The organism is Streptomyces sp. JJ36 (assembly GCF_021696945.1).
In the GTDB taxonomy this organism is placed as follows: Bacteria; Actinomycetota; Actinomycetes; order Streptomycetales; family Streptomycetaceae; genus Streptomyces.
In genome coordinates this window covers 86,941-110,760 of the sequence record NZ_JACYHE010000009.1, presented here as the reverse complement: position 1 = coordinate 110,760, position 23,820 = coordinate 86,941, and the positions used below count along the sequence as shown (strand labels likewise).

General features: G+C 72.5%; 22 protein-coding genes and 1 riboswitch. Of the genes, 8 read left to right on the top strand and 14 right to left on the bottom strand.

Annotation, left to right across the window (positions count from 1 at the left end; translation table 11 throughout):
• The first annotated feature begins 85 nt into the window (after window positions 1–85).
• Window positions 86–601 (top strand): hypothetical protein, encoded by a 516-nt coding sequence (locus tag HOY81_RS06025; protein ID WP_237318970.1) that lies wholly within the window; start codon window positions 86–88, stop codon window positions 599–601.
• Window positions 602–638: 37 nt separating this feature from the next.
• Here HOY81_RS06025 and HOY81_RS06020 read toward each other — a convergent pair whose 3' ends face one another.
• Window positions 639–983: a hypothetical protein gene (locus tag HOY81_RS06020; RefSeq protein ID WP_237318967.1), complete on the bottom strand. Its 345-nt coding sequence runs from the start codon at window positions 981–983 to the stop codon at window positions 639–641.
• Complete coding sequence (locus tag HOY81_RS27560) at window positions 980–1,144, bottom strand: hypothetical protein (protein WP_306423450.1); 165 nt, start codon at window positions 1,142–1,144, stop codon at window positions 980–982. Before HOY81_RS27560 ends, HOY81_RS06020 begins: the two co-directional genes overlap by 4 nt.
• Window positions 1,145–1,465: 321 nt before the next feature.
• Here HOY81_RS27560 and HOY81_RS06010 point away from each other — a divergent pair, with 321 nt between their 5' ends.
• The 4 genes from HOY81_RS06010 (at window position 1,466) to HOY81_RS05995 (ending at window position 5,167) form a co-directional block, all read left to right on the top strand.
• On the top strand, window positions 1,466–1,651 hold the full coding sequence (locus HOY81_RS06010) for a DUF397 domain-containing protein (RefSeq protein ID WP_237318963.1): 186 nt from the start codon (window positions 1,466–1,468) through the stop codon (window positions 1,649–1,651).
• A gap of 37 nt (window positions 1,652–1,688) precedes the next feature.
• Window positions 1,689–1,909: riboswitch (cobalamin riboswitch) on the top strand.
• A gap of 178 nt (window positions 1,910–2,087) precedes the next feature.
• Window positions 2,088–4,412 carry a 5-methyltetrahydropteroyltriglutamate--homocysteine S-methyltransferase gene (gene metE, locus HOY81_RS06005; protein WP_237318961.1) on the top strand — a complete coding sequence of 775 codons (2,325 nt, stop codon included), beginning with the start codon at window positions 2,088–2,090 and terminating at the stop codon, window positions 4,410–4,412.
• 111 nt (window positions 4,413–4,523) lie between these two features.
• A complete protein-coding gene (locus HOY81_RS06000) occupies window positions 4,524–4,775 on the top strand; it encodes a hypothetical protein (protein ID WP_237318959.1) in 252 nt (83 codons plus the stop codon).
• Window positions 4,775–5,167, top strand: a complete 393-nt coding sequence (locus HOY81_RS05995; protein ID WP_237318957.1) for a DNA-binding protein — start codon at window positions 4,775–4,777, stop codon at window positions 5,165–5,167. The genes HOY81_RS06000 and HOY81_RS05995 overlap by 1 nt, the downstream gene beginning before the upstream one ends.
• Window positions 5,168–5,224: 57 nt before the next feature.
• On the opposite strand, the gene HOY81_RS05990 is transcribed toward HOY81_RS05995, so the two are convergent.
• Window positions 5,225–5,485, bottom strand: coding sequence for a YciI family protein (locus HOY81_RS05990; protein ID WP_237318955.1), 261 nt, complete (start codon window positions 5,483–5,485; stop codon window positions 5,225–5,227).
• A gap of 22 nt (window positions 5,486–5,507) precedes the next feature.
• Between HOY81_RS05990 and HOY81_RS05985 the strand changes: the two genes are divergently transcribed.
• The gene (locus tag HOY81_RS05985) at window positions 5,508–6,149 is read left to right on the top strand and encodes a Crp/Fnr family transcriptional regulator (RefSeq protein ID WP_237318953.1); all 642 of its coding nucleotides are present in this window, start codon (window positions 5,508–5,510) and stop codon (window positions 6,147–6,149) included.
• A 33-nt stretch (window positions 6,150–6,182) separates the two neighbouring features.
• Here HOY81_RS05985 and HOY81_RS05980 read toward each other — a convergent pair whose 3' ends face one another.
• On the bottom strand, window positions 6,183–7,094 hold the full coding sequence (locus HOY81_RS05980; protein ID WP_237319029.1) for a DMT family transporter: 912 nt from the start codon (window positions 7,092–7,094) through the stop codon (window positions 6,183–6,185).
• Between the two features lie 96 nt (window positions 7,095–7,190).
• On the opposite strand from HOY81_RS05980, the gene HOY81_RS05975 reads away from it, so the two are divergent.
• Window positions 7,191–8,081 (top strand): LysR family transcriptional regulator, encoded by an 891-nt coding sequence (locus HOY81_RS05975; RefSeq protein WP_237318951.1) that lies wholly within the window; start codon window positions 7,191–7,193, stop codon window positions 8,079–8,081.
• Window positions 8,082–8,170: 89 nt separating this feature from the next.
• Here the strand turns inward: HOY81_RS05975 and tyrS are convergent, their stop codons facing one another.
• The 6 genes from tyrS to HOY81_RS05945 form a co-directional block, all read right to left on the bottom strand.
• A complete protein-coding gene (gene tyrS / locus HOY81_RS05970; RefSeq protein WP_237318949.1) occupies window positions 8,171–9,439 on the bottom strand; it encodes a tyrosine--tRNA ligase in 1,269 nt (422 codons plus the stop codon).
• 269 nt (window positions 9,440–9,708) lie between these two features.
• Window positions 9,709–10,749 (bottom strand): branched-chain amino acid ABC transporter permease, encoded by a 1,041-nt coding sequence (locus HOY81_RS05965; RefSeq protein WP_237318947.1) that lies wholly within the window; start codon window positions 10,747–10,749, stop codon window positions 9,709–9,711.
• Window positions 10,746–11,612: a branched-chain amino acid ABC transporter permease gene (locus tag HOY81_RS05960; protein WP_237318945.1), complete on the bottom strand. Its 867-nt coding sequence runs from the start codon at window positions 11,610–11,612 to the stop codon at window positions 10,746–10,748. Before HOY81_RS05960 ends, HOY81_RS05965 begins: the two co-directional genes overlap by 4 nt.
• Window positions 11,613–11,682: 70 nt before the next feature.
• Complete coding sequence (locus HOY81_RS05955) at window positions 11,683–12,933, bottom strand: ABC transporter substrate-binding protein (protein WP_237318943.1); 1,251 nt, start codon at window positions 12,931–12,933, stop codon at window positions 11,683–11,685.
• 72 nt (window positions 12,934–13,005) lie between these two features.
• Window positions 13,006–13,689, bottom strand: coding sequence for an ABC transporter ATP-binding protein (locus HOY81_RS05950; protein ID WP_237319026.1), 684 nt, complete (start codon window positions 13,687–13,689; stop codon window positions 13,006–13,008).
• 1 nt (window position 13,690) lies between these two features.
• Entirely contained in the window at window positions 13,691–14,449 is a 759-nt protein-coding gene (locus tag HOY81_RS05945) for an ABC transporter ATP-binding protein (protein WP_237318941.1), read from the bottom strand.
• 436 nt (window positions 14,450–14,885) lie between these two features.
• Between HOY81_RS05945 and HOY81_RS05940 the strand changes: the two genes are divergently transcribed.
• Window positions 14,886–17,342, top strand: a complete 2,457-nt coding sequence (locus HOY81_RS05940) for a SpoIIE family protein phosphatase (RefSeq protein WP_237318939.1) — start codon at window positions 14,886–14,888, stop codon at window positions 17,340–17,342.
• A gap of 6 nt (window positions 17,343–17,348) precedes the next feature.
• Here HOY81_RS05940 and HOY81_RS05935 read toward each other — a convergent pair whose 3' ends face one another.
• The 4 genes from HOY81_RS05935 to HOY81_RS05920 all read right to left on the bottom strand — a co-directional run bounded on the left by HOY81_RS05935 (window position 17,349) and on the right by HOY81_RS05920 (window position 23,801).
• On the bottom strand, window positions 17,349–18,830 hold the full coding sequence (locus tag HOY81_RS05935; protein ID WP_237318937.1) for a DEAD/DEAH box helicase: 1,482 nt from the start codon (window positions 18,828–18,830) through the stop codon (window positions 17,349–17,351).
• Between the two features lie 202 nt (window positions 18,831–19,032).
• On the bottom strand, window positions 19,033–19,236 hold the full coding sequence (locus HOY81_RS05930) for a cold-shock protein (RefSeq protein ID WP_237318935.1): 204 nt from the start codon (window positions 19,234–19,236) through the stop codon (window positions 19,033–19,035).
• A 498-nt stretch (window positions 19,237–19,734) separates the two neighbouring features.
• A complete protein-coding gene (locus HOY81_RS05925) occupies window positions 19,735–20,016 on the bottom strand; it encodes a MerR family transcriptional regulator (RefSeq protein ID WP_237319024.1) in 282 nt (93 codons plus the stop codon).
• 1,121 nt (window positions 20,017–21,137) lie between these two features.
• Window positions 21,138–23,801: an RNaseH domain-containing protein gene (locus HOY81_RS05920; protein WP_237318933.1), complete on the bottom strand. Its 2,664-nt coding sequence runs from the start codon at window positions 23,799–23,801 to the stop codon at window positions 21,138–21,140.
• Between the last annotated feature and the right edge of the window lie 19 nt (window positions 23,802–23,820).

Here is a 23,820-nt window from a genome sequence, read left to right as displayed (position 1 = left end):
GGCGCGCCGGACGCGCGCCCGGAGCCCCCGCGGCCGGCCCCTCCCGGCCGCACGGCCCAGCCGATCACCGAGGGAGGACAGCCCCATGACGCGCAAGAAGATCGAGGGCGACGAGGACCAGAAGCGGGCCGCCGCCCACGAGGCCGCACGGGCCGGCGAGACCGCCTCCGAGCGGAAGGCCACCACCGGGGCCTCGCGGCAGCGGACCCATGTGCCGGACACCAGCTCCCTCAGCCACCAGGAGAAGACGGCCCACCTGCACGAGGGCAAGAAGCAGGGCCCCCACCGGCAGGAGACGTCCGGCGGCTCCCGGGCCGGCGCCGCGGGCGGCGGCACGGAAGAGCCCACCTACCGCGGGCGCGGCCGCCCCGGCTACACCGAGCAGCACGAACGGGTCTTCCGCGTGCTCACCGACGCCGAGCGGTCGCACGGCGGCGAGGGGGTCCACCTCCAGGAGCTGGCGCGTGACGCCGGGCTGCCCCAGGACGAGACCCGCACCCTGCTGCACGACCTGACCACCGAGCACGGCCTGGTCACCGAGCTCCAGGGCACCGACAGCCCCGACATGGGCCCGCGCTACGAGACCCGCCCCGGCCTCTGACCCCGACCGTGACTCTCCCGGCCCCGGGCCGGGAGAGTCACGTGCCTGTGCCCTCGCGGCGCGGTCCGTCCCGGGCGAGCAGCCGGTCGCCCCTGCTCCGCGCGACCCGGTGCACGTCCCGCAGCGACTCGGCCAGCCGCGCAACGGCGTACCGCAACTGCTCGGGTGTCGCCCGCCGGTCCGCAAGCAGGTCGGAGACATGACCCAGGAGGTCGTCGGCCATGCCGAGCTGGACGCTCTCGATGTTGTCCGCCACCCGCGAGAGGTACCCGGTGCCGTCACCGACCAGGTAGCAGGGCTTCCCGTCCGGACGGCACCACGGCAGCAACCTCGCCGGCTCACCGGGCTCGTCCACCACCCGGTCCGGCACGCGGTCCGTCACGCCGTCACCTCCACGCCGTGGATCAGCCGAGGCCCGACGTCGACACCGTGCACGGCGAGCCACAGCGCACGCCGCCGGGCCCGCCGCAGCCGGGCCTCCTCCTCCCGCTCGTGGGCGACCAGGTACGGGCGGACGAGAACCGTGTCCTCGCCCCGCACCACCCCGGCACCGTGCCGGGGAGGCCGGGCCGGGGCCCGCTCCGCTTCCGGCAGCGGCGGCTTCACGCAGGGCGGACGAACGGAGGACGCCGCCCGGTGACGCCCCGAACCGGGCCACCACCGCCGGAACAGCGGCTCGCACAGGCGGAGGAGAGAAGGCAGCACGGGATCAGCTCCGTTCGCAGAGAAGGGGGATCGCGCGGCAACGCGCATGACCGCTGTGTAGCGATTCCCTCACAGAGTGAGAGGGCTCGGTCTACGCTGACCAGGGGATTCGGCGTGACGAAGCGCCTGTCACACGGGAGCTGACGGTGAGCAACATCTATGGGGAGTGGCTACGACTGGCGCCGGTCGTCGTACAGCAACAGCGACGGCGGAAGCTGCCTGGAGGTGGTGGACGGCCACCCGGAGGGCGTCCCCGTACGCGACAGCAAGCGCCCCGAGGGCCCCGCCCTCCTCATCCCCCGGGCCGCCTGGTCCGCCTTCCTCACGACGCTCCGCGACGCCTGAGCCCCCGGCGCCCTGTCCCGGCGCGACCCGGTCCGTCTAGTCTGGGAAGGCGACTGGTTCGCCCCGTCCGCCAGGCGGGTGCGACGTGAGAGGGAACCCGGTGCGAATCCGGGACTGCCCCGCAGCGGTGAGCGGGAACGACCGCCGTCACACGCACTGGACCGCAGGGTCTGGGAAGCGACGGCCAGTAGGTGCCCGCCGGGAGACCGGCAGGCGTGCCCGCGAGTCCGAAGACCTGCCCGTCGCCCGTGCGCGGACGATTCCGCGTGCGGTTGTCCCGGTGACCTCGAGGGCGGGTCGGCGTACCACCAGAACGGACCGGTGCATGCGCGCCACACGGCGTACACATGCCACCCGGGATCCCCTGGTACCCCCACCCCTTCGCGCCCTCGTCCCGGTCCCCGGGACGTGCAGACGACTCGCGAAGGAGAGTTCCGTGACAGCGAAGTCCGCAGCCGCGGCAGCACGGGCCACCGTGTACGGCTACCCCCGGCAGGGGCCGGACCGGGAGCTGAAGAAGGCCGTCGAGGGGTACTGGAAGGGCCGCGTCACCGCCGGCGCCCTCCGGGAGACGGCGAAGGACCTGCGCCGCTCGGTCTGGCGGCAGCTCGCCGAGGCCGGTATCGACGAGGTCCCGACCGGCGACTTCTCGTACTACGACCACATGCTCGACACCAGCGTGATGGTCGGCGCGGTCCCGGAGCGGCACCGCGCGGCGGTGGCGGCCGACGCCCTGGAGGGCTACTTCGCGATGGCCCGCGGCACGCACGCGGTGGCGCCGCTGGAGATGACCAAGTGGTTCGACACCAACTACCACTATCTGGTGCCGGAACTGGGCCCGGACACCGTCTTCACCGCCGACTCCGGCAAGCAGGTCGCGGAGCTGCGGGAGGCGCTGACGCTCGGGCACACCGCCCGGCCGGTCCTGGTGGGCCCCGTCACCTACCTGCTGCTCGCCAAGCCCGCCCCCGGCGTCGCCGAGGACTTCGAGCCGTTGACCCTGCTCGACCGGCTGCTGCCGGTCTACGCCGAGGTGCTCGCCGACCTGCGGGCCGCGGGCGCCGGGTGGGTGCAGCTCGACGAGCCCGCCCTGGTCGAGGACCGCACCCCGGCGGAGCTGAACGCGGCCTCCCGCGCCTACCGGGAGCTCGGCGCGCTCACCGACCGCCCCCGGCTGCTGGTCGCCTCCTACTTCGACCGCCTCGGTGACGCCCTCCCCGTGCTGGCCAGGACCCCGGTCGAGGGGCTGGCCGTGGACTTCACCGGGGCCGCCGCCGCGAACCTGGACGCGCTCGCCGCCGCCGGCGGGCTGCCCGGAAAGCGATTGGTCGCCGGCGTGGTCGACGGGCGGAACGTCTGGATCAACGACCTGGAGCGGTCGCTGTCCACCCTCGGCACCCTGCTGGGCCTCGCCGACCGGGTCGACGTCTCCGCCTCCTGCTCGCTGCTGCACGTGCCGCTGGACGCCCGCGCCGAGCACGACATCGACCCCGAGGTGCTGCGCTGGCTGGCCTTCGCCCGGCAGAAGACCGCGGAGCTGGTCACCCTCGCCAGGGGCCTGGCGGAGGGCACCGGCGCCATCGCCGCCGAACTCGCCGCCAACCGCGCCGACCTGGCCTCCCGCGCGGCCTCGTCACTCACCCGCGCCCCGACCGTACGCACCCGCGCGGCCGCCGTGACCGCCGCGGACGCCCGGCGCGCGCAGCCGTACGCCGAACGCGCCGCGGCCCAGCGCGCCCGGCTCGGCCTCCCGCTGCTGCCGACCACCACCATCGGCTCGTTCCCGCAGACCCCCGCGCTGCGGACGGCCCGCGCCGACCTGCGGGCCGGACGGATCGGCACCGGGCAGTACGAGGAGCGGATCGAGGCCGAGATCCGGGACGTCCTCGGCTTCCAGGAGCAGGCGGGCCTGGACGTCCTGGTGCACGGCGAGCCCGAGCGGAACGACATGGTGCAGTACTTCGCCGAGCAGCTCTCCGGCTACCTCGCCACCCGGCACGGCTGGGTGCAGTCGTACGGCACCCGGTACGTCCGCCCGCCGATCCTGGCCGGCGACGTCTCCCGGCCCGGGCCGATGACGGTGCGCTGGACGGCGTACGCGCAGGCGCAGACGGAGCGGCCGGTGAAGGGCATGCTGACGGGGCCGGTCACCATGCTGGCCTGGTCCTTCGTCCGCGACGACCAGCCGCTCGGGGACACCGCCCGGCAGGTCGCCCTCGCGCTGCGCGACGAGGTGGCGGACCTGGAGGCGGCGGGCACCTCCGTCATCCAGGTGGACGAGCCGGCGCTGCGCGAGACCCTGCCGCTGCGGGCCGAGGCCCGGGACGCCTATCTCGCCTGGGCCACCGAGGCGTTCCGCCTCACCACGGCCGGGGTGCGCCCGGAGACCCAGATCCACACCCACATGTGCTACGCCGAGTTCGGCGACATCATCCAGGCCATCGAGGACATCGACGCCGACGTGATCAGCCTGGAGGCCGCCCGGTCGCACATGCGGATCGCGCACGAGCTGGCCGGACACGGCTACCCGCGGGAGGCCGGGCCGGGCGTGTACGACATCCACGCGCCGCGCGTCCCCGGCCCGGAGGAGATCACCGCCCTGCTGCGCAAGGGGCTGGAGGCCCTCCCCGCCGAGCGGCTGTGGGTCAACCCGGACTGCGGCCTGAAGACCCGCGGCTGGCCGGAGACCCGGGCGTCGCTGGAGAACCTGGTCGCCGCCGCCCGCACGGTGCGCGCGGAGCTGCCCGGCCGCCGGGCCTGACCGCATCGGTCACGGGCCGGGCTCCGGACGGCGCCCGGCCCGTGGCCGCCCGCACGGTGCCGCGCACATGCCACTCCGCCCCGAGTTGCCACCAGCGGTAGGATGAGGACCATGGCAGGTAGTAAGAAGTACTCGATCAGTCTCCCCGAGGACCTCGCCGAGACCGTTCGCGCGCAGGTCGGCCCCGGCGGCTTCTCCGCCTATGTGGCCGAGGCCCTGGAGCACCGGGTGGCCATGGACAAGCTGCGGGAACTCGTCACCGACTTCGAGACCGACCATGATCCGCTCTCCCGGGAGGAGGTGGAGACAGCCCGCGCGCTGCTACGGCACGATCACCGCGGCACGGACGGGGCCGCCGCCTGATGGCGGGCACCCTCCTCCTGGACAGCGAGGGCCTGTCGACGCTCTACCGCAAGGACCGCCGCACCCTGGCCCTCGTCCAAGCCGCGCGGGAAGAAGGCGTGCGCGTGGCCACCACGGCCTTGACCACCATCGAAGCGGACCACGCTCGCCTCCACCCCGCCCGCGTCCGGTGGGTGCTCTCCCGCATCGACGTCCACGACGTCACACGAGCGACGGCGGACCGGGCGACCGCCCTGCTCCGTGAGCACCACCTGCACGGCCACCGCTACGCCATCGACGCCGTGCTGGCCGCCGTGGCCCGTGCCTCGCCCGGCCCCGTCACGGTCCTCACCTCCGATCCGGAGGACCTCGGTCTGCTCTGCGGACCCGGCGTCGAGATCGCCAAGGTCTGAGACCGGCCCAGGAGAGCCGCCGGCCCTGGCGCGGCGGTCGCCGGCGTACCGGCCGGCTCAGGGCCCGACCACGGGCCACCATTCACGCACAGCGGTCACCTCGACGCCCGGCGTCCGGTAGTAGGGGTCCTCGTCCAGGAGGGCCTCCAGCTCCGGGCGCCCGACACAGAACACCAGCAGGGCCCCGGAGTCGTCCGACCAGGGCCCCGCGCCCAGCAGGCGGCCCTCCTCGTGCAGCCGGGTCAGGGCCGCGCGGTGGGCCGGCCGGGCGGCGAGACGTTCCGGGGTCTCGGTGAAGGCGAGTTCGACGATCAGCATGGGCTGACCGTACGGTCGGGGCGTGAGCGGTTCCGTATCACGCGATACATCCGTGCTCAAGACCGTGCCCCTGCTCGCGGCACTGCCGGACGAGCGGCTGCGCGCCGTGCGGGAGGGCTCCGTCCGCCGGAGCCACCGGCCGGGGGAGGTGCTGCGGGTGTTCGGCGACCCGGCCACCCACCTGCTGCTTCTGCTGCACGGCCGGGTCTCGGCCACGGCCACGACGACCACCGGCCGGGAGGTGCGCTTCGGGGAGTGGGCGGGCCCCTGCGCGCTGGACAAGGTCGCCGTGATCGACGGCCGCGGCCACACCGCCACGCTGACCGCGGAATCCCCCTGCCTCGTGCGGAGCCTGCCGCGCGAGCGGTTCCTGGAGCTGCTGGACGGCGCCGCCCCGGTGCGACGACACGTCCTGCGCGTCCTCGCCGAGCAGGCGCGCAGCCAGCAGGAACGGTGGGCGGCCACCGCCACGCTCCCCACCGAGGCCCGGCTCGCCGCCTGGCTGCTACGGCAGGCGGCGGACTCGGGCGGACCCGTCCCGTTGCCCGGCGGCCAGCAGGGGCTGGCCGCCCTGCTCGGTCCCGCCCCTGTGACCGTCCTGACCTCGGACCCCGGTGACCTCCGCACGCTGTGCGGCCCTCGCGTGCACGTGGCCGAGGTCTGAAGGGCCCCGCGTGGGGCGGCCGGAGCCGCACGGTCAGCGGGACCGGGCGGGGTACGGCGCGGTGACGACGACGGCGTTGGCGGCGACGATCACCAGGACGGCCGCCCAGGAGAGCGCGTCCAGGTGCTCGCCGAGTACGAGCATCCCGACCAGCCCGGCGAAGACCGGGTTGACGCTCATGAACACCCCGAAGAAGTGCGCCGGGACGCGCCGCAGGGCCAGCAGGTCGGAGAGGAACGGCACCGCGGAGGAGAGCACCCCGGCGGCCAGGGCACAGGCGAGGGCGACCGCGGTCGGGGGATGGTGCCAGAGCACCAGGGCGCCGACGGGGAGGTAGAGGGCGCCGGAGACGGCCGCGGCGGCGGCGGAGCCCTCCAGGCCGGGCAGGCGCCGTCCGACGGCGCGGTTGAGCAGGACGTAGCAGCCCCAACTCGCGGCGGCCAGCAGCGCCAGACCGATGCCGAGGTAGTCGGTGGACGGCGAGGGGCGGGCGAGCACCGCGACCGCGCCCGCGGCGGCGAGCGCGCACAGCGCGTCGATCCGGCGGCGGGAGGTGGTGAGCGCCACCGTCAGCGGGCCGAGGAACTCCAGGGTGACCGCCAGGCCGAGCCCGATGCGGTCGACGGCCTGGTAGAGAGAGGTGTTCATCGCCGCGAACACCAGGGCCAGCCCCAGCACCGGGCGCCACTGCGCGGCGGTGAACGACCGCAGCCGCGGCCTGCCGACCGCCCACAGCACCCCGGCGGCCATCCACTGGCGGACCGCCACCACGCCCACCGGCCCGATCACCGGGAAGGCCAGCGCCGCCACCGACGCCCCGAACTGGTTGGACAGCCCGCTGCCCAGCATCAGCGCCACCCCGCCCAGGCGTTCGCCGCCCCGGCGGCCGGGGGAAGCGGCGTCGGCGGCGGGCACATGCGCGGCGGCGTCCCGTGAGGTCTCCAGCACCATGTGCCCACGGTCCGGCCCCGGCACGGATGCGCAAAATGCATGCGTGCGCCGTCCATACGCTGAGCGTATGGACGCCGGTACGCTGGTCGCATGGACACCCGTCGCGGCGACTCCCGTGACCCCTCCGCCGGGCTGGAGCTGAAGCACCTGCGCTGCCTGGTCGCCATCGCCGACACCGGCAGCTTCACCGACGCGGCTCTGGAGCTCGGCATCTCCCAGGCCGCCGTCTCGCGCAACCTGCTCGCCCTGGAGAAGCTCCTCGGGGTGCGGCTGCTGCACCGCACCAGCCGCAGCGTCGCCCCGACGCCCGCGGGCGGGCAGGTCCTCGCCCGTGCCCGCCTGCTGCTCTCCGGGGCCGAGGACCTCGTCGCCGAGGCGTCCGCCGGCCGGGCCCGGCTGCACATCGGTCACGCCTGGTCCGCCTTCGGCCGCCACACCACCGCGTTCCAGCGCCGCTGGCGCCGTGCCCACCCCGGGACGGAGCTCCGGCTCATCCGCCACAACACGCCCACCGGCGGCCTCGCCGAAGGGCTGTGCGACCTCGCGATCATCCGCGCCCCGCTCGACCTCAGGCCCTGGTCGCACGCGCTCGTCGGCCATGAGCCCCGCTGCCTCGCCCTCGCCTCCGACGACCCCTGGGCCCGCCGGCGCAGCATCCGGCTGGACGAACTGCCCGGCCGTACGCTCGCCCTCGACCGCCGCACCGGCACCACCACGCCGGCCCTGTGGCCCGAGGGCGCACAGCCCGGCGTCGAGTACACCCAGGACGTCGACGACTGGCTCGCCGCCATCGCCACCGGCCGCTGCGTCGGCCTCACGCCCCAGGCCACCGCCGCCCAGTACCGCCGCGACGGCATCACCTACCGCGCGCTGCGCGACGCCGACCCCGTCCCCGTCCATCTCATCTGGCGCGGCCAGGACCCGCACCCCGCCACCCACGCCGCCGTCGCACTCGCCCTGGAGCTCTACCGCGAGCGCTGATCCCGCGCCGTACGGCCTGCGGATGCCACCGGGGACGCGGAAGCCCCGGTCACGGGGTGACCGGGGCTCCGGACGAGCCGTGCGGAAGGTCAGGCTCCGGTGACCTCGATGGCCGCCAGGTTCTTCTTGCCGCGGCGCAGCACCAGCCACCGCCCGTGCAGCAGGTCGCCGGCCGTGGCCACCGCGTCCTCGGCGGTCACCTTCACGTTGTTCACGTAGGCGCCGCCCTCCTTCACGGTGCGGCGGGCGGCGGACTTGCTCGGCACCAGGCCGACCTCCGCGAAGAGGTCGGTGACCAGGCCCACCTCGCTCACCTTGGCGTACGGCAGCTCGGAGACCGCGGCGGCCAGCGTCGCCTCGTCGAGCGCGGCGAGCTCGCCCTGCCCGAACAGCGCCTTCGAGGCGGCGATCACGGCGGCGCACTGGTCGGCGCCGTGCGCCAGCGTGGTCAGCTCCTCGGCGAGCGCACGCTGCGCCGTACGGGCCTGCGGGCGCTCCTCCGTCACCTTCTCCAGCTCCTCCAGCTCCTCGCGGGACTTGAAGGAGAGGATGCGCATGTAGCGCGAGATGTCCCGGTCGTCCGTGTTCAGCCAGAACTGGTAGAACGCGTACGGCGTGGTCATCTCCGGGTCGAGCCAGAGCGTGCCCGTCTCGGTCTTGCCGAACTTGGTGCCGTCCGCCTTCGTCATCAGGGGCGTGGCGAGGGCGTGCACCTCGGCGTGCGGCTCCAGGCGGTGGATCAGGTCCAGCCCGGCCGTGAGGTTGCCCCACTGGTCGCTGCCGCCGGTCTGGAGGGTGCAGCCGTACCGCCGGTAGAGCTGGAGGAAGTCCATGGCCTGGAGGAGCTGGTAGCTGAACTCCGTGTAGCTGATGCCCTGGTCGGACGCGAGGCGCTGGGCGACCGAGTCCTTGGTGAGCATCCTGTTCACCCGGAAGTGCTTGCCGATGTCCCGCAGGAACTCGATCACGGACAGGCCCGCGGTCCAGTCCAGGTTGTTGACCATGACCGCCCCGTTGTCACCCTCGAAGGAGAGGAACGGCTCGATCTGCGCCCGCAGCCGGGTCACCCACTCGGCGATGACCTCCGGGTCGTTCAGGGTGCGCTCGGCCGTCGGCCGCGGGTCGCCGATGTGGCCGGTCGCACCGCCCACCAGCGCCAGCGGCCGGTGCCCGGCCTGCTGGAGCCGGCGCAGGGTGAGCACCTGCACCAGGTGACCGACGTGCAGGCTGGCCGCGGTCGGGTCGAAGCCGCAATAGAACGTGACGGGGCCATCCGCGAGGGCCTTGCGCAGGGCGTCCTCGTCGGTGGACTGGGCGAGCAGCCCACGCCACCTGAGCTCGTCGACGATGGCGGTCACGGTCCTGTCTCTCCTCGAATCGCGTGTACCGGTGCGGCGGCCAGTGTACGGCGTGCGCAGCCCCGGAAGGCCGGGGATTCCGGCCGGTGGACCCGGCCGGGCCGCCGCGCAGGCGGCGGCCCGGCGCCTGCGCGGCGGCCCGTATGGCGGGCGACAGACGTCCGTGGCACCTGCGCGCGGTGGCGGCGCTCCTGCGCGCGGGCGGCAGACCGTGCACGGGCGGCAGGCCGTGCACGGGCGGCAGGCCGTGCACGGCTGACCACGAGCGGCTACGACGGGACGCGCTCCGCGGCGTCTTCGTGGTCCTCGCGGTCCTCCTCCCGGCGCGGTTCCCGCTCCGGGGCCCCGGCCGTGCGGCGAGCCCGCAGCGCGTGCTGCACGGTGCCCCACAGACCCCGCCGGAAGAGCAGCACCACGACGATGAAGAGCGACCCCGTGACGAGCTGGGTCGCCTCGAACCCGGAGGTGGACAGCCAGTCCTCGAGCCGGACGACGATGCCGGCACCGAGCACGCTGCCCCAGAGGGTGCCGATGCCGCCCAGCACGGTCATGACGACGACCTTCCCGGAGGTGGTCCAGTACACCTCCTGCAGGGAGGCGAAGCCGTGGTTGATCGCGTACAGCCCGCCGGCGAGCCCGGACAGGAACGCGGAGACGGTGAAGACCACCAGCTTGCCCCGGTCGGCGGAGTAGCCCAGCGCCCGCACCCGTGCGGGGTTCTCCCGCACGCCGGCGATCACCCTCCCGAAGGGCGAGTGCACGATCCGCCAGGCCGCGAAGAGGCCGAGCAGGATGAAGGGCAGGGCGGCGTAGTAGTAGAGGAACGGGTCGGACAGGTCGGCGCCCGGCATGGTGCGGGGGATGCCCTGGAGCCCGTTCTCGCCGCCGGTCACGCTGCCCCACTGGTTGGCGATGAAGTACACCATCTGCGCGAAGGCCAGGGTGACCATGGCGAAGTAGATGCCGGTGGTGCGGACCGCGAGATAGCCGATCGGCAGGGCGAGCACCCCGGCGGCGACGGCTCCGCCGAACACGGCGACGAAGAACGGCAGCCCGCTGTGGATGGCGATGAGGCCGGTGGTGTAGGCCGAGGTGCCCCAGAAGGCGGCGTGCCCGAAGGAGAGCTGCCCGGCGTGGCCGAGCAGCAGGTCGAAGGCGACGGCGAACAGCGCCCAGCACAGGATGTCGGTGGCCACCGGCGGGTACAGCGTCCAGGGCAGGGCGAGGGCGAAGAGCAGGCCGGTGGTGAGCAGGCCCCAGCGGACCCAGGCCGGGTGCGGCTGCAGCTTGTCGACGAGGGCGAGGATCATGCTGTTTCCTCCTTGCCGAACAGTCCCGCCGGGCGGACCAGCAGGACCACGGCCATCAGCAGGAAGACCAGGGTCTGGGAGAGGGTGGGCAGATAGAGGCTGCCGAGGGCCTGGAGCATGCCGATGAGGAAGCCGGCCAGCACCGAGCCGAAGACGGAGCCGAGCCCGCCGATGACCACGACGGCGAAGACCGTGACGATCAGGTCGGCGCCCATGGCGGAGTTGACCGCGCGCATCGGGGTGGCGAGGACGCCGGCCAGGCCGGCCAGACCGACGCCGAAGCCGAAGACGGGGGTGACCCAGCGGGCGGTGTCGATGCCGAACGCCCGGGTCAGTTCGGGGCGCTCGGTGGAGGCCCGGACGATGGTCCCGATCCGGGTGCGGGTCAGCAGCAGCCACACGCCCGTACAGACCGCGAGCGACAGCCCCAGGGCGAAGACCTGGTACGTGGGGAAGTCGAACAGCCCGAAGTCCAGCATGCCGGTGAACGGCGCGTGCTCGTACGGCTGGGAGTGCGACCCGTACCGCATGCGCAGCAGGTCCTGGCAGACCAGGGCGATGCCGAAGGTGAGCAGGAAGTTGTAGAGCGGGTCGAGGGCCATCAGCCGGTGGATCAGCAGGCGCTCCAGCAGCGCCCCGGCGAGGACGAGGGCGAGCGGGATCAGCACCAGCGCCCACCAGAAGCCGAGCCCCGCGACGTCGGCCAGGACGACCGCGCCGAACGCGCCGAGGGTGTAGATCGCCCCGTGGGCGAAGTTCACCACCCGCAGCATGCCGAAGATCACGGAGAGACCGAGGGCGAGCAGTGCGTAGAAGCTGCCGCTGACCAGACCGTTGAAGAGCTGTTGCAGGAACGACGTCATGAGCGGTCCTTCGTCGAGCGGCGGCCCGCCGCCGTCGCGGGGCGGGCCGCCGCCGGTTCGGCGGTCGTGGTCACTTCATCCGGCATGCGGGCGCGGGCTCGCTGCGGAACGCCTGGTCCGCGGGGATGGTCTCGACGAGCTCGGTGAAGTCCTCCGGCTCCGACGCCTTCGCCGGGTCCTTGACCTCGGCCAGGTAGGCGTCGTGCACGACCCGGTGGTCCTCGGCGCGCACCATGCCGTTGCGCGCGAACATGTCCTCGAACTCCATGCCGTCCAGCACGTCCGAGACGTCCTCGGCCTTGTCCGTGCCGGCCTTCTGCACGGCCTCCAGGTAGTTCATGGCCGCCGAGTAGTCCGCCGCGTGCACGAAGGTGGGCCGCGACCCGGTGCGTTCCTTGAACCGGTCCGCCCACTTCCGGGACGCGTCGTCCAGGTTCCAGAACCAGGCGGTGGTGAACAGGGTCCCGGCGAGCTTCTTCGCCCCGATGGACTTGACGTCGGTGTCGAAGAGCAGGCCCACGGCCAGGTCCACGCCCTTCTTCTCCAGCTTGAACTGGTTGTACTGCTTGACGACGTTGACCAGGTCGCCACCGGCCTGGAGCGCGGCGAGCACGTCCGGCTTCGGCTTCAGGCCCGGGGCCTTCAGGAGGAAGGTGGAGAAGTTGTCGTGCGGGAAGGGCGTCGGGTCCTTGGCGACCACCTTTCCGCCCGCCGACTCGATGGCCGTCTGGAACTTCTCCTGCAGGTCCTGGCCGAAGGCGTAGTCCGGGTAGATCATGTACCAGTTCTCGCCGCCCTGCTCGGTCACCGCGGTCCCGGTGCCGTTGGCCAGCATGTACGTGTTGTAGGCCCAGGAGTAGGTGTAGGCGTTGCACGCCTCCCCGGTGAGCTCCGTGGTGGCGGCGGCGGTGTTGAAGTAGAGCTTGCCGGAGTTCTTCGCGACGTTCGCCACCGCCAGCGCCGCCGACGAGGTCGGCACGTCGAACAGGGCGTCCGCACCCTTGCGGTCGTACATCTCCCGGGCCAGGGTGTTGGCGAGCTCCGGCTTGTTCTGGTGGTCCGCCTCGACGACCTCGATCTCCTGCGTGACCGCGTCCTCGCCGTGCTTCTTCCGGAAGTCCTCCACCGCCATCTCGACCGCCTCGACGGAGTGCGGCCCGGCCAGGTCGGCGTAGACCCCGGACAGGTCGGTGAGCACCCCGAGGGTGATCTTGTCGCCGCTGATCTTCCCGCCGCCGGAGCCCGGGCCGCCGCCTCCGCAGGCGGCGAGCAGCGCGCCCGCCGAGATCATCGCCGCACTCGTTGCCCATCTGCGCTTCATCTGTGGTGCCTTCCGGTTCGGGGACGGTCGTGAGAAGGGGGGCCGGGCTCGCCGGGAAGCGGGCCCGCCGGGTCAGAGGCCGAGATGGGTGAGCAGTTCCTCCTCGCGCTCCCGCACCGCGGCGTTGTCCAGGGACAGCTCGATGCGGCCCTGGGCCAGGAGGTAGTGGCGGTCGGCGACCGTGGTGGCGAACCGCAGGTTCTGCTCGACGAGGAGCACCGCGACGCCCAGGCCGGTGGCCACCCGGAGGATCTCCGCGATGCGCTGCACCACCACCGGCGCGAGCCCCTCGGTCGGCTCGTCGCACAACAGCACCCGTGCCCCGGCCCGCAGCACCCGGGCGAGCGCCAGCATCTGCTGCTCGCCGCCGGAGAGCTTGCCGCCCGGGGCCCGGCGCCGGTCGGCGAGGACCGGGAAGGTCTCGTAGACCCGGCTCAGCGGCCACTCCGACCCGCCCTTGACCGGGGGCAGCGTGAGGTTCTCCTCGACGCTCAGCCCCGCGTAGATCCCGCGGTCGTCCGGCACGTAGCCCAGCCCGAGGCGCGCCCGGCGGTGCGGCGGCGCCTGCGTGACGTCCCTGCCGTCCAGGGTCACGCGGCCCGTCATCCGCGGGTGCAGGCCCATCGCGCAGCGCAGCAGCGTGGTCTTGCCGGCACCGTTGCGGCCCACCAGCGTCACCACCTCGCCCGCGCCGACGCGCAGCGACACCCCCTCCAGCACCCGCGCCTCGCCGTACGCCGCGGTGACGTCCTCCACCTCAAGCAACGTCTGCTCCCAGATACGCCTCGATGACCTGCGGGTCCGCCTTGACCTGCGCGTACGGGCCCTCGACCAGGACCTCCCCGCGCTGCAGCACCGTGACGGTGTCCGCGAGCGACCCGACGACCGTCATGTTGTGCTCGACCATCACCACGGTCCGGCCCTCACGGATGCGGCCGATGAGGGCCACGGTGCGGTCCACGTCCTCCAGCCCCATGCCGGCCGTGGGCTCGTCCAGCAGCAGCAGCTTCGGGTCGAGGGCCAGCGCCAGGGCGAGCTCCAGGGCACGCTTCTGCCCGTACGGGAGGCTCGCCGTCGGCCGCTCGGCCAGGTGCGCGAGCCCCACCTCGTCCAGCAGGGCGACGGCCCGCTCGGAGAACCGCCGCATCACGCGGTCACTGCGCCAGAAGCAGCCGCCCAGCCCGGTCCCGGACTGCAGGGCCAGCTCCATGTGCTCCCGGGCGGTCATGTCCGGAAAGAGGCTGGTGACCTGGAAGGAGCGGGCCACGCCGAGGCGGGCGATGCGCTCCGGCGGCTGCCCGGTGACGTCGCGTCCGGCGAGGGTGATGCGCCCGCCGGAGGGTTTGAGGAACCCGGTGAGCAGATTGAACAGGGTGGTCTTACCGGCCCCGTTGGGACCGACGAGGGCGTGCACGGTGCCCTCGGCGACGCTCAGGTCCACCTGGTGCACGGCACGGAAGCCCTGGAACTCCTTGGACAGTCCGTGCGTGACCAGCGTGGCGCGCGATTGGCTCATGACGACCTCGGCTGCGCGGGGATGTCACCGGCGGACGCCGATGTGCCGCAGACGTTAAGTTCGGCCACTCCGGGCCGCTACGGCGACGACCACCACACCGAACCCGCGGGAGTGTGGGCCGCCGCCATTCCCCCGCCTGCGGACCCGTCGGCGGGCCCGGGCCGGTTCCCGGGGAGCGGGGCGCGGCGGGCCCGCCGGGCCCCGGCCGTACGGGGATGGCCGGGCCCGGCGTCGGGACGCACGCCGGCGGCCCGGTCGTCCCGCCGTGGGACCACCCGGCGGCTGCCCGGCGGCCGACCGGCAGCCGACCGTGACGGAGCCGGACCACACGGTGCACCCCGCGCGGCAGGGCGCGCCGCACCACCCCCTCCGCCGCGGTGGTTGGCCCCGTTCCTCCCCGCCGCGCCATGATGGAGGCCAGAAGGATGTGAGTGCGATGCATTCCGCACGGTCCCGTTCCACCCCGGGTGCGGAGGCGCCGGCCGGCAGCGCCCCCGCCCCGCTCGATGTGGCGGCCGACGCGGTGGCGGTGCTCGGCGGGGACGGCACGATCACCGGCTGGACCCGCGGCGCCGAGGCGCTGCTCGGCTACCCCGCGGACGCCGTGGTGGAGCGGTCCGCGGCCGCGCTGCTGGCCGCCTCCGGCTCCCCCGTACGGGCCGCGCGGATCGCCGAACGGTGCCGCGGGGGCACCGGCTGGAACGGCCTGGTCACCGTACGCCACCGGGACGGCCGGGCTGTCGAGGTGGATCTGCGGGTCTCCCCGGCGTTCCAGCTCGCCGGCCGGGAGTGCTTCCTGGTCTCCGGCCGGGAACGGCACCCCGAGTGGACCATCGACCGTTCGGTGCTGGACGGTTTCCTGACCCGTTCACCCATCGGCATGGCGGTGATGGACACGGAGCTGCGCTACGTCTGGCTGAACGACACCCTGGAGCAGTTCGGCGGCGTGCCCCGCGAGCAGCGGCTCGGACGCCGCCTGAGCGAGGTGCTGCCCGGGCTGCGGGGCGAGTCGCTGGAAGCCCTGATGCGCGACGTCCTGGAGACCGGCACCCCGGTACTCGACCACGAGTACACCGGCTGGAGCTGGGCCGACCCCCACCGGCAGCACGCGTACTCCACGTCCTTCTTCCCCCTGGTCTCCGCCGACGACGTCGTCGCCGGGGTCTGCTACATGGTCCTCGACGTCACCGACCGGTGGACCGCCCGGCACCGTCTCACCCTGGTCAACGAGGCGAGCGCCCGGATCGGCAGCACCCTGGACGTCCAGCGCACCGCCCAGGAGCTCGCCGACGTCGCGGTGCCGGGCTTCGCCGACTTCGTGATCGTCGACCTGCTGGAGTCGGTGCTCAGCACGGTGGAACCGGTGCCCCAGCCGCCCGGCACCAAGCCGGCGATGCGCCGGGCCGGGATGCAGTCGGTGCGGGCAGGCTGCCCGGAAGCGGTGGCACGCGTCGGGGAACGGGTCGACTTCGTGCCTCCACCGCACGACGTCAACTTCCTGGTCGAGGGCGATGCAGTGCTGATCCCCGTCCTCGACCCCGCCGACCACCTCTGGGCGATCCGGCAGCCGGAGCGGGCGGCGACCGTGCGGAAGTTCGGCCTCCACTCCCTCATCTCGGCCCCCATGCGGGCGCGGAACACGGTGCTCGGCCTGGTGACCTTCGTACGGTCGCAGAACCCGGCGTCCTTCGAGCCGGACGACCTGCTGCTCGCTCAGGACCTGGTGGCGCGGGCCGCGGTGAGCGTGGACAACGCCCGTCGCTACACCCGTGAGCACACCACCGCGCTGGCACTGCAGCGCAGTCTGCTGCCGCACACGCTGGCCGGCGGGACGGCGCTGGAGGTGGCGTCCGCCTACCTGCCGTCGGACGCCCAGGGCGGGGTGGGCGGCGACTGGTTCGACGTCATCCCGCTCTCCGGGACACGGGTGGCGCTGGTCGTCGGCGACGTCGTGGGGCACGGCCTCACCTCCGCGGCCACGATGGGCCGGTTGCGCACCGCCGTGCACACGCTGGCGGATCTGGACCTGGCGCCGGACGAGTTGCTGGCCCACCTCGACGACCTCGTCATCCGCCTCACGGAGGAGACGGAGACCGACGAGACCACGAGCACGGCCGTACTGGGCGCCACCTGCCTGTACGCGGTCTACGACCCGGTCACCCGGCGCTGCACGATGGCCCGCGCCGGGCATCCGCCCCCGGTCGTGGTCTCGCCGGACGGCGACGTCAGCTTCCCCGAACTCCCCCCGGGCCCGCCGCTCGGCCTGGGCGGACTGCCCTTCGAGACGGCCTCGTTCGACCTGCCCGAGGGCAGCCTGCTCGGCCTCTACACCGACGGGCTCCTCGAGAACGACGCCCGGGACGCCGAAGACGGCATGACCCGGCTGCGGCGTGCCGTGGCCCGGCCCGACCTCCCCCTGGAACGGCTCTGCGCACGGGCGGTCGACGGACTGCGGACGGGACCGCAGCGCGACGACGTCGCCCTACTGCTGGCCCGTACGCACGCGCTCGGCGCCGACCGCGTGGTGGCCCGGGACATCCCCTTCGACCCGGCAGCGGTCGCCGACGCCCGGGCGTGGGCCACCCGGCACCTCGACCAGTGGGGCCTCCCGGAGCTCACGGTGACGACGGAACTGATCGTCAGTGAGCTGGTGACCAACGCCCTGCGGCACGCGGCCGGGCCGGTACGGCTACGGCTGCTGCGCCACGCCGGACTGATCTGCGAGGTGTCCGACTCCAGCAACACCTCTCCCCGGCTGCGGCACGCCCGCACCATGGACGAAGGCGGGCGCGGGCTCTTCCTCGTCGCACAGCTCACCCGCCGCTGGGGCACCCGCTACACGGCCGAGGGGAAGGTCATCTGGGCCGAACAGGACGTGCCGGGAGACCGGTGACCACGTTCATGCGGCCGTGCCGGCGGCGGAACGGCGCCGCCGCCGGCCAGGGCGGCTGCGCCGTGCCTGCTGCGGGGGGCCGGTGCGCTTCGGGGGCTGGACGTCCGCGGCGGTGAGCGGCACGCCCGAGGGCGTCCGGGCTCCGGTGATGCGGCCGAGGTCGGCTTCGCCGAGGTGGACCCGGGTCTCCTGGGCGGTGATGCCGGCGTGCGACATCAGGCGGCTCATCTCCCGGCGCTGTCCGGGCAGGACGAGGGTGACGACGGTGCCGGACTCGCCGGCGCGGGCGGTGCGGCCGCCGCGGTGCAGGTAGTCCTTGTGGTCCGTCGGCGGGTCGACGTTGACGACGAGATCGAGGTTGTCGACGTGGATGCCGCGCGCCGCGACGTTGGTGGCCACCAGCACACGCGCATGACCGGACTGGAAACCGGCGAGGGTGCGGGTGCGCTGGGACTGCGACTTCCCACCGTGCAGGGCCGCGGCGCGCACCCCGACCCTCAGCAGGTCCCTGACCAGCCGGTCCACCGCGTGCTTGGTGTCCAGGAACATGATCACCCGTTCGTCACGGGCAGCGATCCGGGTGACCGTCGCGTGCTTGTCGTCCCCGCTGACGTGCAGCAGGTGGTGCTCCATGGAGGTGACCGCGCCCGCGGAGGGGTCGACGGAGTGCACCACCGGGTCGGTCAGGTAGCGGCGGACCAGGAGGTCGACGTTCCGGTCCAGCGTGGCGGAGAAGAGCAGCCGTTGCCCGTCCGGGCGTACCTGGTCGAGCAGGTGGGTCACCTGCGGCATGAAGCCCATGTCGGCCATCTGGTCCGCTTCGTCGAGGACCGTGACGGCCACCCGGTCCAGCCGGCAGTCGCCGCGTGCGACGAGGTCCCTGAGCCGGCCCGGTGTCGCGACGACCACCTCGCTGCCGGCCTGCAGGTCACGCGCCTGACGGCCGATCGACATGCCGCCGACCACGGTGGTGAGCCGCAGCCGCACCGCCCGGGCGTAGGGGGTGAGGGCCGCGGTCACCTGCTGAGCCAGCTCCCGGGTGGGGACGAGGACGAGCGCCAGCGGACGCCCGGGCTCGGCGCGCTGCCCTGCGGTACGGGCCAGCAGCGCGAGGCCGAAGGCGAGGGTCTTGCCCGAGCCCGTACGGCCGCGGCCCAGCACGTCCCGGCCGGCCAGCGCGTTGGGCAGCGTCGCGGCCTGGATCGGGAACGGGGCGCTCATGCCCTCGGCACGGAGCGTGGCCTTCAGCCGGTCGGGCATGTCGAGGCCGGCGAACGTCTCGACGGCCGGCAGGGGCGGGGTGTGCGTGCGCGGCAGCGCGAACTCCTTCGGGGGACCCGCGGGGCGTCCCTGCCCCGGACGCCGGGACGTCGCCGCACCGGACGGCCCGCCCCGGCGGGCGGCCCCCTGCGGACGGCGGCGACCGGAGCCGGCAGCGCCGCCGCGCGACGGGGAGAAGCGGTTTGTGCTGCGAGCAGTGTGGTTCATGCAGAACCTTCCTCGATGCGGCGCGTATCGAGGAATGCACCGCGGCAATTCCGGGGCCGCAGGGGGATTCGCAAGACCGAGCCGAAGAAAAGACGGAACAAGCCGGGCCACCCATGGCCCGCCGACCCGTCCGGGAAAACACAACGCAAACGAGCTGGGGCCGCACGCGGGTGCGTGCCCCAGCTCGTCGTACGCGTCAGCGTCAGGCGGGAACGATGTTCTCCGCCTGCGGGCCCTTCTGGCCCTGCGTGACGTCGAAGTTCACCTTCTGGCCTTCGAGCAGCTCACGGAAGCCGGTGGCGTTGATGTTCGAGTAGTGGGCGAAGACGTCGGCGCCGCCACCCTCCTGCTCGATGAAGCCGAAGCCCTTTTCCGAGTTGAACCACTTCACGGTGCCAGTAGCCAAAATGCATCTCCTCACGGGGCGGTACCCGGAGCCCGCACTGCGCGGGGACCGGAGCTGCCGCGATGATCACCCGTCCGGAAACACCGAAATACACAAGACGCCCACCAGTGGGACCTGGCAGGAACGCCTGAAGTCTGGGAAACCACAACTGCAACTCGGGCAACCGTAACACGGGCATCAGGAGGGTGCGACTCTTTTCCCGTTCCGGATCCACCGGCGGAGAGATTCTCCTCGCGGATCACCCGTGTATCTACAGCGGCGAAATCAGATTTCACTCGCCGGGCCGATTCCGGAATTCCTTCGCGGCGCCACCGCCGGTGCTCGGCCGACCGGGTACCGCCTCCGGTGGGCGCCGGCCCATGTTCCCCCCACGGGGGCGGCGCCGGGGCACGCCACCCTCGGTATCGCCCGGCAGAGCGGGGCTTGGCCTTCCCCCAGCCTCCACGGGCAGGCGGCGGACACACCGGCCTCGCCAGGGACGTGCGTGGCAGGAAACCGTCAGCCCTCGGCGGAGGGGTGCGCAGAGGCCCCCTGGCGGCGCAGCTCTTCGTTGATGCGCTTGGCCTCTTCGAGCTGGTCCTCCAGGATGATGATGCGGCAGGCGGCCTCCACCGAGGTGCCCTGGTCGACCAGTTCGCGGGCCCGCGCGGCGAGCCGCAGCTGGTAGCGGGAGTAGCGGCGGTGCCCGCCCTCCGACCGGAGCGGCACGATCAGCCGCGCCTCACCGATGGCCCGCAGGAAGGCCGGCGTGGTGCCGAGCATGTCGGCGGCCGTGCCCATGGTGTAGGCGGGGTAGTCGTCGTCGTCGAGATTGCTCGACAAGGTGGAGGGTTTGTCTGCGGCCACTGGCACCTCTCGGGAAACGCGTCGAGGGGTCCTGGTGCCGTGCGGCACCAGGACCCCGAGGGGGATCAACACCATCTACCGGCCGTGTGTGCCGGCTTCCTTTGTCCGCACCACCGTCCGGGAAGACGGGTGCGGGGATCGCAGCTGCGTGACCGTGGACCACCTTCCCATCCGGGGTCTGCGGTACCCGGGCGGACCTTTCCCGCCCGGGCGATCCTGATGGCGCCGCTCTCCTCCTTCTCTACTGATCTGTCCTGCACTGCTCGATCTTGCCGACTGCATGCGGGGCAGTTCGTCCTCTGCCCCGCCTCTCTGATCTCTGCGAGTACAGGAAGGACTCTACACCCGGCCCGCCCCCATGTCTACTGTCGCGATCACAGATTTCCTCCAGAGCGGAGCCCCGCGATCCTCCTTCCGCACGTTCCGCAAGCCTGCACCAGCCACCGCCGTCATGACTCCCGCCCGGTGAACACCGCGTAGGCGCCGGGGCGGTCCGCGACCCGTGCTCCGCACAATCGGTACCGGCGGGCTCGAGTTCCCGGAGCCGGCCTGCCGGGGCCGGCGGGTGGCGGAGCTCGCGAGGATGCGGTCGTATGCAGCGCCAGTGCAGCACCGGGCGGGTGCCCGAGGTGGCCGTCGCCGCGGTGGTGCCGATCTCCGACCCCACCCGCCCGGCCGGGTGACCCACCCCGCACCGGGCAGCGAAAAGCCCAGGTCACACGGGGTGTGACCTGGGCTTCAGGTGGAGCCGCCTAAGGGAATCGAACCCTTGACCTACGCATTACGAGACCACGAGCGATCGTGCTGCGCGGTGCCCCGTCATGCTGCCCGGTGACGTTTTGCCTGATCAGAACACATGCGGCGGGTTAACCTGTGCCGCCCCGTGATGCACGGTCCAAAGGCGTCTGTCCACCGGCTGTCCACCGGCGAAGTCACACCGGAGCCGCCGAAAGGACCGCTCGGTGCGAGAAGCCTAGCCGTTCAGAAGGCCGGTAGCACGGCTGGGATGCCTTGTCAGTCCCATACAAACTGCGCTGCCAGAGGCGGAGACGGGGCTACTCGTCCTCACCGTTCGTGTCGCCGTCGAGGTCCTCGGGAGCGATGGTGCGTCGGTACTGCGGGTGGTCCATGTCCATCTGGAGAGCCGCGTGGAGGGGGACCGGGTAGCGGGTGCGGTGCTTCCAAGCGAGGGCCTGGTGGCAGAGCCTGGCCGTCACCATCATCAGTTCTCGGCGGTGGTCGGTGTTCACGGCGATCGGGAAGATCTCGGTTGCGGTCATGGCGTAGTAGTTCGCCTTGATCTCGTTCTTCCCCTTGTTCCACGGCAGTGCGCCGTAACGGGTCTTCTTGGAGCCCTGCCTGCCGGCACCGTTGCCGTCGAACTGGTGGGTGGTGTTGACCAGCAGCCAGGTGCACTGCTCTCCGAGATCCGGATCCGGGTCGATCCGGAAGACCTGCGTGGTGCGTTCCTTGGTCTTGATCTCGCTGTCGTCCTCGTCGGTGATGGTCACCTGCACCGGGCGCGGGACCTCGTCGTCGGTAGTGTTGAGGCGGATCACGGCGACTGGCCGGTACCTGGGGGCGATCGTGGAGCCCGGGAGCCAGGTGGTGTTGGGCTCAGGTGGCTGGCCCTGGGTCCTGTTGTTCAGGCCCTTCCACAGCCTCCTGCAGCGGACGCCGTCGACCGTGACCGTGTACGGGATGCCGCCCAGGTAGTCGGCGAGATCTTCCAGCGCCTGGTCGATGACCTTGGCCGTGCTGGAGTAGCCGGCGAAGTTGTCCATGAACTCCGTCATCTTCCCGGCCGGGTAGTCGGCGGCGTGGAAGGCGGCTTCGGCCAGGTGGTAGGGCCTCCAGGTGCGGTCGGTGTAGGACCATCCGTGGAGCGTCCACGCACCGTCCGGCACGGTGGGGGGCTTGAGGACGCTCGCGGAGACAGAGATCCTGGCGTCCCTCTCGCCTTGGCGGCGTGACTGCCTGCGGACATGAACGCCGCAGTGCGCGACGCCGTCGGCCGGGAGCTCACCGATGGGCTTGGTCAGCACACGGGAGATCCGCCGGTCGATGAACCCGAGGTTGCGGTAGAGATCCATGAGGCAGGACAGGCTCTGGTGGTCCATGCCGGTGGACTTGTCGATGCCGGTCTGGACGGCCCTGTCGATGTACTGGACGACCAGGTCCATTTTGGCCAGTACGCGGTGGGTCTGGTGCTTGGCGTCTTCGCTGTCCTTCGGCCTCTGCGGGGAGCCCTTCTTCCCGTCGCCGTACTCGGTCTCCGCCCACACACCGACGATCTCCCCCGACGCCGCCTTCAAGGAGACCAAGTCGGCCGTGTGCGCGGACCTGCCGGCTGCGGGTCCGTGCTGGAGGAATTCGGGAACGTGGTGGAAGACGACGCTGACCCGGGTGCCGTGCAGCGTGACGCTCTTGCCTTCGGCGGGGTTGAGGCCGGCGGGGTCGAATCCGTAGGCGCGGGCGAGTGCGTTGATCATCCGCTGGCGGATTTCGTCGGTCGCCCACAGGCACACGATGCGCAGGTGCTGGAGGCCCATGGCGTCCAGGGAGCGGGTGATGTCCAGCGGCTCCATGAGGACTTCGTCCTTCTTGGCCTGCTTGAAGTTGCCGCCTTCGAAGGAGCCGTACAGCGGCTGGCAGTTGTCGCCAAGGGTGGTCCGGATGTGGTCGTACAGCCCCCGGTAGTAGTCCATGCCGACACCGGAGCCGACGGGGAAGTAGAAGTTCTTGGCCATGATGGGCCGCACGGTGCCCAGTGGCTGCGGAGTCGGCTTCTCCTCACCATTCTCCTGGGCTTGCTGGCGGGCCAGCCTGTCGGCCTGGACCTGCCGGTCGATTTCGTGGAGAACGGAACGGCCCATGCCGAGCCGGGAGAGCGCCTGGAGGGCGAGCCTGTTGACGTTGCGCATGCGTCCCCGGCCGTCGAGTTCGATCTCGACCAGAGGCCGGTCTGCACGGTCCTGCTCGGCAAGGACGGTGCGGGCGAAGTCCATGGAGCTGCTGATACGGGTCGCCGAGGCGGAAACGAGGATCAGGGGGTCCTTCACGTTGGGCTCGGTCTTCATCTGCAGCCGGATCCGTGGCAGGGCGAACCGGGTTCCGGTCTCGTCCGGCCACGGATCGTCCCATGCGACGAGGCCGCCCGCCGTGTCGGGGCGGAGCCGGACGGACAGGCCGTCGATCGCCCACGGTTCGGCCGCGATCCGGCGGGCGAGATCCCAGGCGACCGTCTCGTACACCCAGTTGGGGGCATCTGGCTGCCTGCTCGGCGAGGTTCGCAGATAGTCGGCCAGCGCACGCTCCTCCTGGGGGGTGGAGGCGAACTTCTCTGCGATGCTGACCGGCTGGTTCAGGTCGATGTCGTCGATGTCTTCGCCCGTCGCCAGCCCGTACAGCAGGGTGAAGACGTCGCGGACCGTGTCGTCGTCGATGGGGTCCCGGCTGGCCAGGACGGCCTGTTTGGCGTCGAGCCAGACGTACCCGCCGGTGAGGGCGCGAAGGGCCGTCGTCGCGACGGAGTGCGGGGCCTGGACCTCGTTCCGCCCGGCCCGTCGACGGTAGGCGTTGTCGAAGATGTTCCACAGCTTGACACCGGCCGGGCCGCAGTCGCGGACGTGGACAGAGGCGTCCGAGAGGAGGCCGCGCGTGACCCGGACGGCGAGGAGATCGAGACGCTGGGTCGCCTTGGGCGGGCGGGAGGACATGGGGACGGGTTCTCCTTCG

Bases quoted from the DNA above. Each gene is read 5' to 3' on its own strand.
- HOY81_RS06025 (WP_237318970.1), top strand. From the start codon at position 86: ATGACGCGCAAGAAGATCGAGGGCGACGAGGACCAGAAGCGGGCCGCC.
- HOY81_RS06010 (WP_237318963.1), top strand. From the start codon at position 1,466: ATGGGGAGTGGCTACGACTGGCGCCGGTCGTCGTACAGCAACAGCGAC.
- HOY81_RS06000 (WP_237318959.1), top strand. From the start codon at position 4,524: ATGGCAGGTAGTAAGAAGTACTCGATCAGTCTCCCCGAGGACCTCGCC.
- HOY81_RS05995 (WP_237318957.1), top strand. From the start codon at position 4,775: ATGGCGGGCACCCTCCTCCTGGACAGCGAGGGCCTGTCGACGCTCTAC.
- HOY81_RS05990 (WP_237318955.1), bottom strand. From the start codon at position 5,485: ATGCTGATCGTCGAACTCGCCTTCACCGAGACCCCGGAACGTCTCGCC.
- HOY81_RS05975 (WP_237318951.1), top strand. From the start codon at position 7,191: ATGGACACCCGTCGCGGCGACTCCCGTGACCCCTCCGCCGGGCTGGAG.
- HOY81_RS05965 (WP_237318947.1), bottom strand. From the start codon at position 10,749: ATGATCCTCGCCCTCGTCGACAAGCTGCAGCCGCACCCGGCCTGGGTC.
- HOY81_RS05960 (WP_237318945.1), bottom strand. From the start codon at position 11,612: ATGACGTCGTTCCTGCAACAGCTCTTCAACGGTCTGGTCAGCGGCAGC.
- HOY81_RS05955 (WP_237318943.1), bottom strand. From the start codon at position 12,933: ATGAAGCGCAGATGGGCAACGAGTGCGGCGATGATCTCGGCGGGCGCG.
- HOY81_RS05945 (WP_237318941.1), bottom strand. From the start codon at position 14,449: ATGAGCCAATCGCGCGCCACGCTGGTCACGCACGGACTGTCCAAGGAG.
- HOY81_RS05940 (WP_237318939.1), top strand. From the start codon at position 14,886: ATGCATTCCGCACGGTCCCGTTCCACCCCGGGTGCGGAGGCGCCGGCC.
- HOY81_RS05935 (WP_237318937.1), bottom strand. From the start codon at position 18,830: ATGAACCACACTGCTCGCAGCACAAACCGCTTCTCCCCGTCGCGCGGC.
- HOY81_RS05925 (WP_237319024.1), bottom strand. From the start codon at position 20,016: ATGGGCACGGCCGCCGACATGCTCGGCACCACGCCGGCCTTCCTGCGG.
- HOY81_RS05920 (WP_237318933.1), bottom strand. From the start codon at position 23,801: ATGTCCTCCCGCCCGCCCAAGGCGACCCAGCGTCTCGATCTCCTCGCC.